The organism is Pseudomonas sp. LPH60 (assembly GCF_030718165.1).
GTDB classification, from domain to species: domain Bacteria; phylum Pseudomonadota; class Gammaproteobacteria; order Pseudomonadales; family Pseudomonadaceae; genus Aquipseudomonas; species Aquipseudomonas danubii.
The window spans coordinates 467,426-482,701 of record NZ_JAVAJH010000005.1; the positions used below are offsets into that span (position 1 = coordinate 467,426).

The window sequence follows — 15,276 nt, forward strand, 5'->3', positions numbered from 1 at the left end:
GCCCGCATGAGCGACTCCCTTGATCTCAGCCTGGATGGCGTAGAACGCCGGTCACTGGCTGACTTCACCGAAAGTGCCTACCTCAACTACTCCATGTACGTGATCATGGACCGTGCTTTGCCGCATATCGGCGACGGCCTGAAACCGGTACAGCGGCGTATCGTCTACGCCATGAGTGAGCTGGGGCTGGATGCCGATTCCAAGCACAAGAAATCCGCGCGTACCGTGGGTGATGTACTCGGTAAGTTCCACCCTCACGGGGATTCCGCCTGCTACGAAGCCATGGTGCTGATGGCACAGCCCTTCAGCTATCGCTACACGCTGGTGGACGGCCAGGGCAACTGGGGTGCGCCGGACGATCCCAAGTCCTTTGCGGCCATGCGTTACACCGAGGCGCGTCTGTCACGCTATTCCGAAGTGCTGCTCAGCGAGCTGGGCCAGGGCACTGCGGACTGGGGGCCGAACTTCGACGGCACCTTGCAGGAACCTCTGGTATTGCCGGCGCGTCTGCCGAATATCCTGCTCAACGGCACCACCGGTATCGCCGTGGGCATGGCCACCGACGTGCCGCCGCACAACCTGCGGGAAGTGGCTTCGGCCTGCGTGCGTCTGCTGGACGAACCCAAGGCCACGGTGGAGCAGCTCTGCGAGCATATCCAGGGGCCGGATTACCCCACCGAAGCGGAAATCATCACCCCGCGCGCCGACCTGCTGAAGATCTATGAAACCGGCCGTGGCTCGGTGCGCATGCGCGCCGTGTATCGGATCGAGGATGGCGACATTATTGTCACCGCGCTGCCGCACCAGGTCTCCGGGGCCAAGGTGCTGGAGCAGATTGCCGCGCAGATGCAGGCCAAGAAATTGCCGATGGTGGCCGATCTGCGGGACGAGTCGGACCATGAGAACCCCTGCCGCATCGTGATCATCCCGCGCTCCAACCGGGTCGATCCCGATGAGCTGATGCAGCACCTGTTCGCCACCACCGAGCTGGAATCGACCTACCGGGTCAACATCAACATCATCGGTCTGGACGGCAAGCCGCAGTTGAAGAACCTGCGGGCGTTGCTGGTGGAATGGCTGGAGTTCCGGGTGGCCACCGTGCGCCGGCGCCTGCAGTTCCGCCTGGACAAGGTCGAGCGTCGCCTGCATCTGTTGGACGGTTTGCTGATCGCTTACCTCAACCTGGATGAGGTGATTCACATCATCCGTACCGAGGAGCATCCGCGGGCCAAGCTGATCGAGCGTTTTGCCCTCAGCGAAATCCAGGCCGACTATATCCTCGATACCCGCCTGCGGCAGTTGGCGCGTCTGGAAGAGATGAAGCTGCGGGCCGAGCAGGATGAATTGCTCAAGGAGCAGGCCAAGCTGCAAGCCCTGCTCAACAGCGAGAGCAAGCTGAAGAAGCTGGTACGTACCGAATTGCTGCAAGACGCACAAACCTACGGCGACGACCGTCGTTCCCCGATCGTCGCCCGTGCGGAAGCCAAGGCACTGTCGGAAAACGAGCTGATGCCCACCGAGCCGGTGACCATCGTTCTGTCGGAAAAAGGCTGGGTTCGCTGTGCCAAGGGGCATGATATTGACGCCACTGGTTTGTCCTACAAGGCCGGTGACGGTTACAAGACTGCTGCTGCGGGGCGTTCCAACCAGTTCGCGGTGTTCATCGACTCCACCGGCCGCAGTTACTCGGTGGCGGCCCACACGCTGCCATCGGCCCGTGGTCAGGGCGAGCCGTTGACCGGTCGTCTGACGCCGCCACCGGGTGCGACGTTCGAGTGCGTACTGTTGCCCGATGACGATGCCTTGTATGTGATCGCTTCCGACGCGGGCTATGGCTTCGTGGTCAAGGGCGAAGATCTGCAGGCCAAGAACAAGGCGGGCAAGGCGCTGTTGAGCCTGCCGAACAACGCCAAGGTCCTGGCGCCGCGGCCGGTGGCCGACCGCGAGCAGAACTGGCTGGCCTCGGTGACCACCGAGGGGCGTCTGCTGGTGTTCAAGATCAGCGACCTGCCGCAGTTGGGCAAAGGCAAGGGCAACAAGATCATCGGCATTCCCGGTGAGCGCGTGGCCAGCCGCGAAGAGTACGTCACCGACATCGCGGTACTGCCCGATGGCGCGACCCTGGTGTTGCAGGCGGGCAAGCGCACCTTGTCGTTGAAGGCCGATGACCTTGAACACTACAAGGGCGAGCGCGGGCGTCGTGGCAACAAACTGCCTCGCGGTTTCCAGCGGGTCGATGCGTTGTTGGTAGAGCCGCTCAGTTAAGGGCGGGCTAGAGCGTTCGATCTTGGACTTAAGCGCCAGATCAACGCTAGAACACTGGAGTCATGGCGCATATTCACGGATGATATGCGCGTTTCAAACGCTGGCGTGGCCGGGCGTTATTCAATTTTTTTGAGTATTTACACTGTGGCCAGCCTTGTGGCCGCCACTTGGATGGGATGATGACTGCTCTGCGCCTTCCTCTTGTTTTCTTGCTCGCGGGCGTTTTTGGCCTGGCGGGTTGCAGCGTACACCAGCCGGTGTCGCTGTATCAGCTGGACAGCGGAAGTCCAGCCCAGCCGGCCAGTGCCGGCATGTCGGTATTGTTGGGGCCGGTGTTGATCGCTGACTACCTGCAACGGGAAACCCTCTTGCAACGCCAGGACGATGGCAGCCTGCAAGCCTCCACCGATGGCCGTTGGGCCGGTAGCTTGTCTTCGGACATCGACCAGTTGCTGCTGCGCCAGGTGGCCGGCCACCTGGATAGCCAGCGCGTGGTTCTGGCGCCGGCCACCAGCGGCTTCACTCCGGATGTCCAGGTACTGCTGTCGATCACTCGCCTGGATTCCGGCAAGTCGCAACCGGCGGTACTGGATGCTCAGTGGCGCCTGATCGATCGTCGTGGTCAGGTGCGGGACAACCGCATTGTTCACCTGCAGGAGCAGCATGCGGGTACCACGGCGTCTCAGGTCCAGGCCCAGGGCGTTTTGTTGCAGCGTCTGGCCGAGCAATTGTCGGTCGCCCTCAAACCCTTGGCCAATCAGCCAGCGGTGGCAGAAGTGCCACGCAAGGCGCCGCCGGCACCTGCGCCCAAGCCTGCCGAGCATGAGAAGCAGCCGAAGATCCCAATGGCCACGCCAATCCGTACGGATATGGAAGTGTTCAGATTCTGAGTTGAGCCGCTGCAAGACAAGGCCCGCCTAATCCGCGGGCCTTTTCGTTACTGGCTGTGGCAGGTGTTTCATATGGCCGGCACCATCCTTGTGGTCTGCGAGCAGGCCGCAGTCATGCCTCGCGCTGAAGCTCCTTCGGGGCTTGTCGCAAGCTGCGTCAGTGGCTACACGAAGGCCACAAAAAAGCCCGCACTTGGCGGGCTGTTTCTTGCATGGTGCGAGCCTTACAGCTTGGCCCGTGTCTCATGCATGCGCGCCAATTGCCGTTCCAGCATTGACGGATAGGGCTCCATCAGCCGTTCGACACAGCAAGCTCCTTCCGGGCTGGCGATAGGGCGGATACGCGCGCGCTGACGGATCAGCGCGTCGTCATTGATCTGGCGCTCCACCAGCAGCAGATTGCGGCTGTGCTGGGATAGCGCCAGGGCGTCCTGGGCGGTTTCGGTCAGCAGCAGGTCGATCTGGCTCAGGCCGAACAGTCCTTCGCCCAGCGTCAGGCCCAATTGCAGTTGCAGGGTGATGCCGCTGTCCGCCACTTCGATCTGCAGGGCATGGCCCAGAGCACGCAACAGCTCGCCGCAGCAAATGGCGTTGGTGAGGTAGTCGTCGCCGCTGTCTTCGCTATGGAACAGCATCAGCGTGCTGCCATCGTTCAGGGTGTGCAGTTCGCTCTGGTACAGCGAGGCCGCCTGGTCGAGGCAATCGCGATAGCGCTCCAGCAGTTCCATCAGCCGCGCGCGGGGCAGGCGGCGCAGTTGCTCCTGGGCTCCCAACTGCACTGCGAGTACTGCGCTGTGCTGAGGCTGAGCCGGGACCTGGGGTTGCAGCGCAGGTTTGGGGGCGGGAGTCGACGAGTGATCACGCAGGTCGGCGAACGGATCTTCTTCGTCCAGTTCGTCCTCCTCGGCGCTGACCAGATGCCGTGGCGCAGGCTTCAGACCGGCGAGCGGGGTGCTTTCATCAAAGCTTGGGTCACGCAGGTTACGCACTTCGAATGTGGCTTCGTGTTCCTCGTCATCCTGCTCTTCGAGCTCTGGCTGCGGCTCTGGCTCGGGCTTTTCCGGTACCAGGCGAGCGTGCAGTTGGCGCGCCAGATCACCAATTTCGTCCTGGCGCTGGGTCGCCGGGGTGTGCTCATCCAGGTCCCGCAGCCAGACCCGCAGTTGCAGCAGCGGGGTGGAGATGTGGCGACCCAGGCGCAGGCTCAGGGCCAGAGCCAGGGCCAGCAGGATGGCGCTGAGAATGCCCATGCTCTGCAGGCTGATGGTCATCGGCTGCTGGAACTGCGCCATGTCCAGGCTGATCCGCAGGTTGCCGGCGGTCACGTCCTGGAAGGTGATCTTGGTCTGGTAAACGCCCTCGGTTTCACCCAGCAGGCTGCTCTTGGGGCGTTGCCCGGCTTCGGCGAGGATGCGGTTGTCGACGCTGTAGATCGCCGCATGGGCGACCAGCGGGTTCTTGGTCAGGTTGTTGAGCAGGACGTTGAGGCTGAGGATGTCATTGGACACCAGCAGCTCGGTGGCCGAAGTGGCGGTCTGGGTGGTCAGGCTCTGACCCAGGGCGTCGGCTTGTTCGTGCATGGCTTGCTTGAACTGCAGGCCCATCACACCGGCATAGATCACCAGGGCCAGGGCGACCAGGATCACGTTATGGCTGGCAATGCGCAATGCAATCGGCACACGGCGGTGGCGCAGTGCACGGAAGATCAGCAGGAAGAAGTTATCGGTTTTAACTGGCGTGGGCCGGTTCACTGAGCTCGGCTCTTTTGTCCGTGAAGTTGACGCGCAGTATAGCGACAGGCCCTAGACCGGCAAAGCGCTGGCTGTGCCCGATGGTCACCGAAAGTGGGTAGAATGCGCTTTTTTTCCACCTCGGGGGTGCGCCTTGCGCGAAATTGTCCTGATAAACATCACCGGCGAAGATCGTCCCGGTCTGACTGCGGCCATTACGGGTGTTCTGGCCCAGGGTGGTGTGAACATTCTCGACATCGGTCAGGCGGTGATCCACGACACCTTGTCGTTCGGCATCCTGGTTGAAATTCCCAGCAACGAGCAGAGTTCGTCGGTGCTCAAGGACATTCTGTTCACCGCCTACAAGCTCGATCAGCAGGTGCGTTTCACACCGGTGTCCGAGGAGGACTACCAGCAGTGGGTCGACGGGCAGGGCAAGCAACGCCACATCGTCACCCTGCTGACGCGCAAGGTCACCGCCGAGCAGTTGCAGCGTGTGAGTTCGATCACTGCCAAGTATGGTCTGAACATCGATCACATCGATCGCCTGTCCGGGCGCATGCCCCTGGATATGCCAGCCGATCAGGGCAAAGGCTGCATCGAGTTTTCGGTGCGTGGCGAAGCCGCCGATCCGCAAGCCCTGCGAGCCGAATTCCTCAGCGTGGCCCAGGAGCTGAACGTCGACATCGCCTTCCAGGAAGATTCGCTGTTCCGCCGCAACCGCCGCCTGGCGGTGTTTGACATGGACTCGACGCTGATCGAGGCCGAGGTCATCGACGAGCTGGCCAAGGCGGCAGGCGTGGGTGAGCGGGTGGCAGAAATCACCGAGCGGGCCATGGCCGGCGAGCTGGATTTTCGTGCCAGTTTCAAGGAGCGCCTGGCGTTGCTCAAGGGGCTGGACGTCAGCGTGCTGGATTCCATCGGCGCGTCCCTGCGCCTGACCGAGGGCGCCGAAACCCTGTTTGCCGAGCTCAAGCGCCTGGGCTACAAGACCGCGATTCTCTCCGGCGGCTTCACCTACTTTGCCAAGCAGTTGCAGGCCAAGCTGGGTATCGATTACGTGTTCGCCAACGAACTGGAGGTGGTGGACGGCAAGGTCACCGGCGTCGCCATCGAGCCGATTGTCGACGCTCAGCGCAAGGCCGATCTGCTGCGCGAGCTGGCCCACAAGGAAGGCCTGCGCCTGGAGCAGACCATCGCTGTGGGTGATGGCGCCAACGATTTGCCGATGCTGGGAATTGCCGGCTTGGGCGTGGCGTTCCGTGCCAAGCCGCTGGTCAAGCAATCGGCCAAGCAGGCGATCTCGACCCTGGGTCTGGACGGCGTGCTGTATCTGCTGGGTTTCCGCGACCGCGACGGGCAGCTCTGAGTCCCGGGAAAAATCCCCGCCCATAAAAAACGCCGCTGATCAGCGGCGTTTTTTGTGTCCGGCATTCAGGTCTCAAGCCTTGGGCAGACCCATACCCTGGCCCATCCGCACTGGCGAGCCGGCGGCCAGTTCTTCAGCCCACTGCACCTGATCCGGGCCAAACAGCACGATGGCCGTGGAGCCCAGTTTGAAGCGCCCCATCTCTGCGCCTTTTTCCAGATGGATGGGCGCGCGGGCTGCTTCGTCGTAGCGCACGGTCTTGAGCTCGCGTTTGGGTGGCGTTACCAGACCGGCCCAGACGGTTTCAATCGAAGCGACGATCATTGCGCCGACCAGTACCAGCGCCATCGGGCCGCGCTCGGTGTCGAAAATGCACACCACGCGTTCGTTGCGGGCGAACAATTCCGGGACATTCTCGGCGGTGGTCTGGTTGACCGAGAAGATCCGCCCGGGCACGTAGACCATTTCCCGTAGGGTGCCGGCCAGGGGCATGTGCACTCGGTGATAGTCCTTGGGCGACAGGTAGACGGTGGCGAAGTCGCCGCCCATGAAAGGCGCGGCCAGGGCCGGATCGCCACCCAGCAGTTCCAGCACGCTGTAGCTGTGGCCCTTGGCCTGGAATACCCGGCCGTGTTCGATCGGCCCCAGTTGGCTGATGGCACCGTCGGCGGGGCTGAGGATTGCGCCTGGGGTTGAGTCCAGCGGACGTGCGCCCTCTTTCAGGGCGCGGGTGAAGAAGGCATTGAAATGTTCGTAGGCCGTCACATCCTCCACTTGGGCTTCGGACATGTTCACTTGGTACTGCTTGGCGAACCAGCTGGTGAATGCATTCTTGAACCAGCGCACACGGCACTCGGCAATGCAGCCGGCCAGGCGTGACAGCAGGTGATGAGGCAGCAGGTACTGACTGAGGATGAACAAACGCTTTTTCATTGGGTGTCCTTAAAAACCTTAAATCTCTACGGGCGTATCGGGATGATTGCCCCATTCGCCCCAGGAGCCGGCGTAGCCCTTGACCCGTGGGTAGCCCAGCGCCTTGGCCACCAGATAGGTGAAGCCCGAGCGGTGGTGGGTCTGGCAGTGGGTGATCACTTCTTTGTCTTTGCTGATGCCCAGGTCCGCGAGGATCTGCGGCATGTCGCGGCGGATGCGCAGATGGCGCGCCTGGTCCATGCCGGCGGTCCACTCGAAGTTCACCGCACCGGGAATGTGTCCGCCCTTGGCGGCCAGGACTTTCTCCCCGGAGTATTCCAGCGGGCCGCGAGCGTCCCAGATGGCCAGGTCAGCTGCACCGAGACGGCTTTGCAGGTATTCGCGGGTGGCGGTGGGTTCGTCATGCAGGATCAGGGGCACTGGGCCGCCTGCCGGGGCCGGGACTTCGGTGGTCACTGGCAGGCTTTGTGCCAGCCAGGCCGTGAGGCCGCCGTCCAGATAGTGGTAGCGACTGTGGCCGATCACGTCCAGCAGCCAGATGAAGCGGCCGGCCCAGCCTCCGCCTTCGTCGTCATAGACCACGTAGACCGCGTCCGGGTTGTGCCCGAGCTCGCCGAAGAGCGCTTCAAGTGCGTTCTGTGGCGGTAGCAGTCCGGGAGCGGGGGGCTGGCCGAGCTGGGTGCGCTTGGGGTCGACGAAGCGCGCCCCGGGAATATGCCCGGTTGCATAGCGGGCAGCGCTGGTCAGGTCGACCAGGATCAGTTCGCGGGCGTCGAGGCGGGCGAGCAAGTCGCTCGGTTCGATGACCAGCGGCAAGCCAGAGAAGTCAGACATGTCAGGTCCCCAGGGCACAAAGGGAAGGATTGTAGCGCAAGCGTCATTGGCTGCGGTTGGTAAAGCTATGCAAGGCTTTTTCGATGCACTGAGCGGTCTTGCCGAACGCCTGGACGCTGATTTCCGAGAACGGAACGCCGCCCTGATCGGCCACGGCCAGCATCAGTACCCGGCCGTTGCACGACAGGGAACGCATCAGCAGGTGCTCGCCCCGAAACAACTGGCGCAAGGAGATTGGCAGGTGGGCGGAGAACTGCCCATTGTTGGCCGGCGTCAGGCGCACCTGGGCAGATTTTTCCAGCAGGCGTTGCAGGACCGTGCTCTGTTTGGCCTGCAGTGTCAGCCCTGCTGTTTCCTTGGGCAGGCCATAGAGTTGCTGTACCCGCAGGTGGCTCTGGCTGCGGTCCACCATCAGTAACAGCACTCGACGCATGCCGCAGGCCACCAGGGCATCTCGGGCAAAGCTGGTGAGGTGCACGGCATTGGTGAAGGGGCTGGGTTCCAGTAGAAGTTCGCTGCAGAGCTTGCGCCATTTGGCCAACTCCTCGGCTGTCGGAGCCGGTACCGGCTGTTCACCGTTGTGCAGGCGCCGGACATCCCAGGGCCAGATCAGGGCCTGGGCCGGGTGCCAGAGATCGGGTTGGCTGTCATTGCGAGCGCTGGTTACGGCCTGCTGGTGTAGCTGTTGCTGGACCTGGGCGACCGGAATTTGTAGATACAGGCCGGTAAGGTTTTGCCAGCGTCGGCCATGAGCGTTGTTCCAGGAGTGCTGCGCCGCCAAGGCCAGGCCGTTGGCCAGCAGGACGCAGTTGGCTGGCTGGTTCAGCCAGCGCTGCAGGTCCGGATCGGCATCCAGGCGCTGTTGCTGGCGCAGCGGATGTTCGCTGTCGCGGGCGATCAGCATGACCTTGGCCAGTTGACGCTGCTCCTGGGTCAGCAGGCGATAACCCTGCCGAACCCAGATTGGCAGGTGCCAGGCATGGACCAGGGCCTGGCACAATTCCATCAGCCGAACGCCGAACAGTTGCATTTCTACCTGACGAGCCGACTCGTGCTTATAGATGACTCGCAGTTCCCATTCTTCCACGAGCTTGGGGTAGACCAGGGCCATGGCCCACAGTGGCGAGAGGAGCAGCAGGCTGCCCCAGTGAATGTCCTGCCACAGTCGGGCCAGGCGCCCGGCGAAAAACCCGTTGGCTTGCTGGGTGGCGTGTTGGCTGATCAGTTGCAACTGACGCAGAGCCTGCGGAATCTGTTCCTCTGGCAGGGTGGGCAGTTGTTCGAGCAGTTCTTCGGTGCGCTTGAGTCCCAGGCGGTTGACCGCGACCTCCAGGTTTTCTGCCGGTTCGCTCATGCTGCCGTGGGAGTGCCGGTTGGCTTCGCGGATCACGCTCAGGGCCAGCGCCGGGCTGTTTTGCATCAGTTCGGCAATGTCCCGCAGCGAACTGCGATTGTTGGCGATGGCTTTGCACACTCGATCATGGCTGGCTTGCGGCACGGGCAAGCGCACGCCATTGAGGAGCTTTACCCAGGCGTCGAGAGAGGTGGGCGGGGAATGTGGGACGTTGGTTTCATTAGACATGGTCGGGCGCAATCATCGTCTGCTGTGAACACGCCCAGAGCGGGCCAAACTGGCTTTTCGCCTTAACTGGCTATAGTCTGGCGCAGTTTTGCCGATAAGTAGAAGAAGAGTTTTAAGAACTTCCGAATATGACCTTGAACCCGACTCAGTAAGTACTCTCCTACCTATGGCTAAAATTATCGGCATCATCGTCGTATTCGCGAGCGTGCTCGGCGGATACGTGCTTTCACACGGCAAAATCGCGGCACTGATCCAGCCTTTCGAGGTTTTGATCATTGGTGGTGCTGCCTTTGGCGCATTCCTCCAGGCCAACCCAGGCTATATGACGATGCATGTCATCAAAAAGTCGCTGGGTATGTTCGGTTCGCGCTTCACTCACACCTTCTATCTGGAAGTGCTGGGGCTGATCTACGAGATCCTCAACAAAAGTCGTCGCGAAGGCATGATGGCCATCGAGGGTGACATCGAGGACGCTGCGGCCAGTCCGATTTTCGCCAAGTATCCTGCAGTGCTCAAAGATGAGCGCATGACCGCTTTTGTCTGTGACTACCTGCGCATCATGTCCTCCGGCAACATGGCTCCTCACGAGCTGGAAGGGTTGTTCGACATGGAACTGTTCAGTCTCAAGGAAGACCTTGAGCATCCCTCCCATGCAGTTACCGGGATCGCCGATGGCATGCCCGGTTTCGGTATCGTGGCGGCGGTATTGGGGATCGTGGTAACCATGGCGTCCCTGGGGGATGGCGACCAGGCGTCCATTGGCTTGCACGTAGGTGCGGCGTTGGTCGGGACCTTCTTCGGTATCCTCGCGGCCTATGGTTTCTTTGGTCCGTTGGCCACTTCCCTGGCGCACGATGCGAAGGAAGAGCTGAACGTCTACGAAGCCATCAAGGCGTCCCTGGTCGCTTCGGCTTCCGGCATGCCGCCTTCGCTGGCGGTGGAGTTCGGGCGCAAGGTTCTGTACCCAGCGCACCGTCCTAGCTTCGCCGAGCTGGAACAAGCGGTTCGCGGTCGTTAAGTCATGGAAAATAATCAGCCGATTATCATCAAGCGCGTCAAGCGCTTCGCTGGCGGGCATCACGGGGGCGCTTGGAAAATCGCCTTCGCCGACTTCGCCACGGCGATGATGGCGTTCTTCCTGGTGCTGTGGCTCTTGTCCACCGCAACCCCGGAACAGAAGATCGCCATCGCCGGTTACTTCAAGGACCCGATCGGCTTCTCGGAAAGCGGCACACCCTACATCATTGATCTGGGTGGCTCTCCCGAACTGGCGCCGGATAACACCCTAAACCCCGAGATCAAGTCCCAGCCGCAACCGGACAAGGTCACGGTGGATGCCGATCAGGTGGAGGGCATGGCCGAGCAGGTGGAGCGCGAGCGTCTCGAACTGCTGCTACAAGAGTTGCAGAACAAGGTTGAAGAGAATCCCCAACTGCAGAAGTTCAAGGACCAGATCCTCTTCGAAATCACTCCGGACGGCTTGCGGATCCAGATCATGGATGCCGAGAACCGGCCGATGTTCGACTCTGGCAGCGCACGTCTGAAGCCGTATTTCGAAGACATCCTGCTGGCCATGGCCGACACCATCAAGGCGGTGCCGAACAAGATCAGCATCAGCGGTCATACCGATGCCACGCCATATGCCGGCAGTGGTGAGTTCGGCAACTGGGAACTGTCCGCCAACCGTGCCAACGCTGCGCGTCGGGCTCTGGTGGCTGGCGGTTATCCCGATCCGCAAGTGGCGCGGGTGGTGGGCTTTGCCTCCTCTGCGCTGTTCGACCGCAAGAATCCGCTCAACCCGGTCAACCGGCGGATCGATATTGTGGTGCTGACCAAGAAGGCCCAGCGCGCTATCGAAGGCGAGCAGACCGATCCAAACGCTCCTGCGCCCAACCAGGGCACTGGGGCGCCAGGTGAAGTGCCGGGTGCGGCGGCGGACCCGAATGCCTTGCCGCCGGGTAGCGAGCCGTTGCCCGCTCATGAAGTGCGCCAGCGCATGAACATCTTCGAGGATGGCGTATTGAAGATGGATGAGCAGGGATCGGCCGGCCAGGCGCCGGCTCCCAAGCCGGGAACCGTCAGGTGACAAACAACAAGGCCGCGAAGATCGCGGCCTTGTTGTTTCTACGGTGCTCGGCTCAGTAGCCGCTGTCTGGCAGGCTGGCGAGGATCGAGCGGTAGCTGTTCATCCGTTGCTGCTGGATGCGCCCGTCTTCCAAAGCCTTGAGCAATGCACAGCCCGGCTCGCGATCATGCTTGCAGTCACGGAAGCGGCAGGTACCCAGCAAGTCGTTGAACTCGATGAAGCCAGCTTCGACATCGGCGCGGCTGACATGCCCCAGGCCGAATTCGCGGATGCCGGGGGAGTCGATCAGTTCACCGCCGCCCGGGAAGTGGAACAGTCGCGCTGTCGTGGTGGTGTGGGTGCCCTGTCCGGAGTACTCCGACAGCGGGCCGACTCGGGTTTCGACTTCCGGCAGCAGGCTGTTCACCAAGGATGACTTGCCCACCCCCGATTGCCCCACGAATACGCTGATGCGTCCGTCCAGCAAGCCTTGCAGTTGCTCCATGCCATCGCCGTGGTGGGCCGAGACTTCCAGCAGCGGATAGCCCAGTTGGCGATAGACCGCCAGCAAGGCATTGAGTGCCGGAGCGTTCTGCTCGTCGATCAGGTCGGCCTTGTTCAGCAGCAGCAGCGGCCGAATCCCGGCGTGCTCGGCGGCAACCAGGTAGCGGTCGATAAGATTGGCGTGGGGTTCGGGCATGGGGGCAAACACGATCACGATCATGTCGACGTTGGCGGCCACCGGCTTGAGCTGGCCACGGCTGTCCGGTCGGCACAGCTCGGTGCTGCGCGGCAATTGCGCGACGATCACCCCGATGCCCTGATTGCCGGCGCGCCAGACCACCTGATCGCCGGTCACCAGCGCTGGCAGGTTGGCTCGCAGGTAGCAGCGGAACACCTGGCCGGCCAGCTCACCTTCCCGGGCTTCAACCTCGACCTGCACGCCGAAGTGAGCAATGACCAGGCCGGTCTGTTCCGGGCCAAGGTCGCCACCCTCCAGCGCCTCTACGGCGGAGGACTCGCGTTTGGCGGCGCGGGCAGCGCGCTCACCCTGAATCTTTTCGATGCGCCAGTTTTGGCGACGATTGAGCTGGCGTTTGGCCATTGGTGTTCCGTGTTGATAATTACGGCGGATAGGTAAAACGGCGGCGAGTTTAGCACGCCGGGCAGGCCCTCTAGGCTAAACTGCGCAACTACGCCGAGGAGCCCCCCATGCAAAACCCACAGAACCTGATTTGGATCGATCTGGAAATGACCGGTCTGAACCCCGACACCGACGTCATCATCGAGATGGCGACCATTGTCACTGACAGCAATCTGAACACCTTGGCTGAAGGGCCGGTCATCGCTATCCACCAGAGTGACGAGATCCTTGCCGGCATGGACGAGTGGAACACTCGCCAGCACGGTGGTTCCGGCCTGACCCAGCGGGTTCGCGAAAGCCGCATCAGCATGGCCGAAGCCGAAGCCCAGACCATTGCCTTTCTGGAGCAGTGGGTACCCAAGGGCAAGTCGCCCATCTGTGGCAACAGCATCTGCCAGGATCGGCGCTTCCTCTATCGCCACATGAAGGCTCTGGAAAGCTACTTCCATTACCGCAACCTGGACGTTTCGACCCTCAAGGAACTAGCCGCCCGCTGGGCTCCTGACGTGCGCGACAGCTTCAAGAAAGGCAGCACCCATCTGGCCCTGGACGACATCCGCGAGTCCATCGCCGAGCTGCAGCACTACCGCAAGCACTTCATCAAATTCTGACCTGCAGGAGCCGGCTTGCCGGCGAACGGGCGCACGCTGCAAGCGGCGCCCGTACCCGCCCTCTTTTGGTGCTCGCCTCAACTGAGTAGACTGCGCGCCTTCCTGTAAGGACCGCCATCATGCTGTTGATGCTTTATCTGATCGCCATTACCGCCGAAGCCATGACCGGCGCCCTGTCTGCCGGCCGGCGTGGCATGGACTGGTTTGGCGTGGTGCTGATCGCCTGTGTCACTGCGCTCGGCGGTGGTTCGGTGCGTGATGTGCTGTTGGGGCATTACCCGCTGACCTGGGTCAAGCACCCGGAATACCTGGTACTGACCTCGGTGGCGGCGTTGGTGACGATCTTTATCGCGCCCCTGATGCGTCACCTGCGTTCGCTGTTTCTGGTGCTCGACGCCGTGGGTCTGGTGGCCTTTACCCTGATCGGCTGCATGACCGCCCTGGAAATGGGCCACGGCATGCTGGTGGCGTCGGTCAGCGGGGTGATCACCGGGGTCTTTGGCGGCATCCTCCGGGATATTTTCTGCAACGACATTCCCCTGATCTTCCGCCGTGAGCTGTACGCCAGCGTGTCCTTCGCCGCGGCCTGGTGCTACATGCTGTGCATCTATTTGCAGCTGCCCAGCGAGCAGTCGATCCTGGTCACCCTGTTCGGTGGCTTTCTATTGCGCCTGCTGGCGATCCGTTTTCACTGGGAAATGCCCAAGTTCGTCTACAACGACGAGCATTGACGGTTGGCGTGCTGCGCCAGGGCCCATTCCACGTGTTCGCGGACCAGTTCCGAGGGATAGTCCTGGCGGGCCTTGAGCGCTTCCAGCACCGGAATGCTTGAGGGCGCGTTGCCCAGGCCCACCGCCAGGTTGCGCAGCCAGCGCTCATAGCCGGCACGGCGCAGGGGCGAGCCTTCGGTGCTGCTGAGGAACTTGTCCTCGTCCCACATGAACAGTTCCGCCAGTTCGGCATTGTCCAGGTTGTGCCGGGGTTTGAAGTCGCCTTCTGCCGAGGGGCGGGCGAAGCGGTTCCAGGGGCAGACGATCTGGCAGTCATCGCAGCCGAATACCCGATTGCCGATCAGTGGGCGCAGGTCTTCGGGAATGGCGTTTTTCAGCTCGATGGTCAGGTAGGAAATGCAGCGCCGGGCATCCAGTACATAGGGGCCGACGAAGGCATTGGTCGGGCAGATGTCCAGGCAGGCGGTGCAGCGTCCGCAATGTTCGGTGGCGTGGGGTTCGTCCACGGGCAGCGGCAGGTCGACGAACAGCTCGCTGAGGAAGAAGTAGCTGCCGGCCTTGCGGTTGAGCACCAGGGTGTTCTTGCCGATCCAGCCGAGCCCGGCCTGCTCGGCGATGGCTTTTTCAAGTACCGGTGCGCTGTCGACGAACGCGCGGTAGCCAAAGGGGCCAATGGCTTGCTGGATGCGTTCGGCCAACTGCTGCACACGTTTGCGGATGAGCTTGTGATAGTCGCGGCCCAAGGCGTAGCGCGAGACATAAGCCTTGGACGGTTCGGCCAGGCGCTGGGCCATCTGGGTGTCGCCGGGCAGGTAGTCCATGCGCAGCGATACCACCCGTAGCGTGCCGGGCACCAACTGATCGGGATGGGAGCGTTTGCTGCCATGGGCGCCCATGTATTCCATTTCGCCGTGGTAGCCGGCGGCGAGCCAGCGCTCCAGATGCTGCTCATGCTCGGCCAGGTCCAGGCCGCTGATACCGACTTGTTGAAAGCCCAGTTCGCGGCCCCAGTCCTTGATCGATTGGGCGAGAGCGGGGAGATCCTGGGTAATAGCGGGCATGAGGCGAGAGAAACCGGAGCTGAGGTGCGTATAATTCTGCCAGACATCGGAGCCCGAAGAC

At 62.1% G+C, this 15,276-nt stretch carries 13 protein-coding genes; 7 read left to right on the forward strand and 6 right to left on the reverse strand.

The genetic code is table 11. The annotated features are described in order from the left end of the window. The first annotated feature begins 6 nt into the window (after nucleotides 1–6). On the forward strand, nucleotides 7–2,265 hold the full coding sequence (gene parC, locus Q8O96_RS20615; RefSeq protein WP_102862894.1) for a DNA topoisomerase IV subunit A: 2,259 nt from the start codon (nucleotides 7–9) through the stop codon (nucleotides 2,263–2,265). A 179-nt stretch (nucleotides 2,266–2,444) separates the two neighbouring features. After that, nucleotides 2,445–3,155, forward strand: coding sequence for a membrane integrity-associated transporter subunit PqiC (locus Q8O96_RS20620; RefSeq protein WP_102882020.1), 711 nt, complete (start codon nucleotides 2,445–2,447; stop codon nucleotides 3,153–3,155). 224 nt (nucleotides 3,156–3,379) lie between these two features. Here Q8O96_RS20620 and Q8O96_RS20625 read toward each other — a convergent pair whose 3' ends face one another. After that, on the reverse strand, nucleotides 3,380–4,906 hold the full coding sequence (locus Q8O96_RS20625; RefSeq protein ID WP_305949312.1) for an AhpA/YtjB family protein: 1,527 nt from the start codon (nucleotides 4,904–4,906) through the stop codon (nucleotides 3,380–3,382). 133 nt (nucleotides 4,907–5,039) lie between these two features. On the opposite strand from Q8O96_RS20625, the gene serB reads away from it, so the two are divergent. Continuing rightward, a complete protein-coding gene (gene serB / locus Q8O96_RS20630) occupies nucleotides 5,040–6,254 on the forward strand; it encodes a phosphoserine phosphatase SerB (protein ID WP_102862897.1) in 1,215 nt (404 codons plus the stop codon). A gap of 72 nt (nucleotides 6,255–6,326) precedes the next feature. On the opposite strand, the gene asd is transcribed toward serB, so the two are convergent. Genes asd through Q8O96_RS20645 form a run of 3 tightly spaced genes read right to left on the reverse strand, consistent with a single transcriptional unit; the run spans nucleotide 6,327 to nucleotide 9,603 of the window. Beyond that, nucleotides 6,327–7,187: an archaetidylserine decarboxylase gene (gene asd, locus Q8O96_RS20635; protein ID WP_305949313.1), complete on the reverse strand. Its 861-nt coding sequence runs from the start codon at nucleotides 7,185–7,187 to the stop codon at nucleotides 6,327–6,329. 18 nt (nucleotides 7,188–7,205) lie between these two features. After that, complete coding sequence (gene rhdA / locus Q8O96_RS20640) at nucleotides 7,206–8,021, reverse strand: thiosulfate sulfurtransferase (protein ID WP_115581476.1); 816 nt, start codon at nucleotides 8,019–8,021, stop codon at nucleotides 7,206–7,208. A gap of 43 nt (nucleotides 8,022–8,064) precedes the next feature. After that, on the reverse strand, nucleotides 8,065–9,603 hold the full coding sequence (locus tag Q8O96_RS20645; protein WP_305949314.1) for an HDOD domain-containing protein: 1,539 nt from the start codon (nucleotides 9,601–9,603) through the stop codon (nucleotides 8,065–8,067). Between the two features lie 166 nt (nucleotides 9,604–9,769). Between Q8O96_RS20645 and motA the strand changes: the two genes are divergently transcribed. Together motA and motB are read left to right on the forward strand one after the other, a co-directional pair. Next, the gene (gene motA / locus Q8O96_RS20650) at nucleotides 9,770–10,621 is read left to right on the forward strand and encodes a flagellar motor stator protein MotA (protein ID WP_102862901.1); all 852 of its coding nucleotides are present in this window, start codon (nucleotides 9,770–9,772) and stop codon (nucleotides 10,619–10,621) included. 3 nt (nucleotides 10,622–10,624) lie between these two features. Further along, entirely contained in the window at nucleotides 10,625–11,689 is a 1,065-nt protein-coding gene (gene motB / locus Q8O96_RS20655; RefSeq protein WP_102862902.1) for a flagellar motor protein MotB, read from the forward strand. A 52-nt stretch (nucleotides 11,690–11,741) separates the two neighbouring features. Here the strand turns inward: motB and rsgA are convergent, their stop codons facing one another. Then, nucleotides 11,742–12,773: a small ribosomal subunit biogenesis GTPase RsgA gene (gene rsgA / locus Q8O96_RS20660; RefSeq protein WP_110595440.1), complete on the reverse strand. Its 1,032-nt coding sequence runs from the start codon at nucleotides 12,771–12,773 to the stop codon at nucleotides 11,742–11,744. Between the two features lie 107 nt (nucleotides 12,774–12,880). On the opposite strand from rsgA, the gene orn reads away from it, so the two are divergent. Together orn and Q8O96_RS20670 are read left to right on the forward strand one after the other, a co-directional pair. Beyond that, the gene (gene orn / locus Q8O96_RS20665; protein WP_011058931.1) at nucleotides 12,881–13,423 is read left to right on the forward strand and encodes an oligoribonuclease; all 543 of its coding nucleotides are present in this window, start codon (nucleotides 12,881–12,883) and stop codon (nucleotides 13,421–13,423) included. Nucleotides 13,424–13,539: 116 nt separating this feature from the next. Further along, the gene (locus tag Q8O96_RS20670; RefSeq protein WP_169893104.1) at nucleotides 13,540–14,154 is read left to right on the forward strand and encodes a trimeric intracellular cation channel family protein; all 615 of its coding nucleotides are present in this window, start codon (nucleotides 13,540–13,542) and stop codon (nucleotides 14,152–14,154) included. Here Q8O96_RS20670 and queG read toward each other — a convergent pair. After that, a complete protein-coding gene (gene queG / locus Q8O96_RS20675; protein WP_115581478.1) occupies nucleotides 14,136–15,215 on the reverse strand; it encodes a tRNA epoxyqueuosine(34) reductase QueG in 1,080 nt (359 codons plus the stop codon). The two genes, Q8O96_RS20670 and queG, sit on opposite strands and share 19 nt — an antisense overlap. Between the last annotated feature and the right edge of the window lie 61 nt (nucleotides 15,216–15,276).

What these genes read in the sequence shown, in the direction of transcription:
- parC (WP_102862894.1), top strand. Translation starts at nt 7, where the DNA reads ATGAGCGACTCCCTTGATCTCAGCCTGGATGGCGTAGAACGCCGGTCA.
- Q8O96_RS20620 (WP_102882020.1), top strand. Translation starts at nt 2,445, where the DNA reads ATGACTGCTCTGCGCCTTCCTCTTGTTTTCTTGCTCGCGGGCGTTTTT.
- asd (WP_305949313.1), bottom strand. Translation starts at nt 7,187, where the DNA reads ATGAAAAAGCGTTTGTTCATCCTCAGTCAGTACCTGCTGCCTCATCAC.
- rhdA (WP_115581476.1), bottom strand. Translation starts at nt 8,021, where the DNA reads ATGTCTGACTTCTCTGGCTTGCCGCTGGTCATCGAACCGAGCGACTTG.
- Q8O96_RS20645 (WP_305949314.1), bottom strand. Translation starts at nt 9,603, where the DNA reads ATGTCTAATGAAACCAACGTCCCACATTCCCCGCCCACCTCTCTCGAC.
- motA (WP_102862901.1), top strand. Translation starts at nt 9,770, where the DNA reads ATGGCTAAAATTATCGGCATCATCGTCGTATTCGCGAGCGTGCTCGGC.
- motB (WP_102862902.1), top strand. Translation starts at nt 10,625, where the DNA reads ATGGAAAATAATCAGCCGATTATCATCAAGCGCGTCAAGCGCTTCGCT.
- rsgA (WP_110595440.1), bottom strand. Translation starts at nt 12,773, where the DNA reads ATGGCCAAACGCCAGCTCAATCGTCGCCAAAACTGGCGCATCGAAAAG.
- orn (WP_011058931.1), top strand. Translation starts at nt 12,881, where the DNA reads ATGCAAAACCCACAGAACCTGATTTGGATCGATCTGGAAATGACCGGT.
- queG (WP_115581478.1), bottom strand. Translation starts at nt 15,215, where the DNA reads ATGCCCGCTATTACCCAGGATCTCCCCGCTCTCGCCCAATCGATCAAG.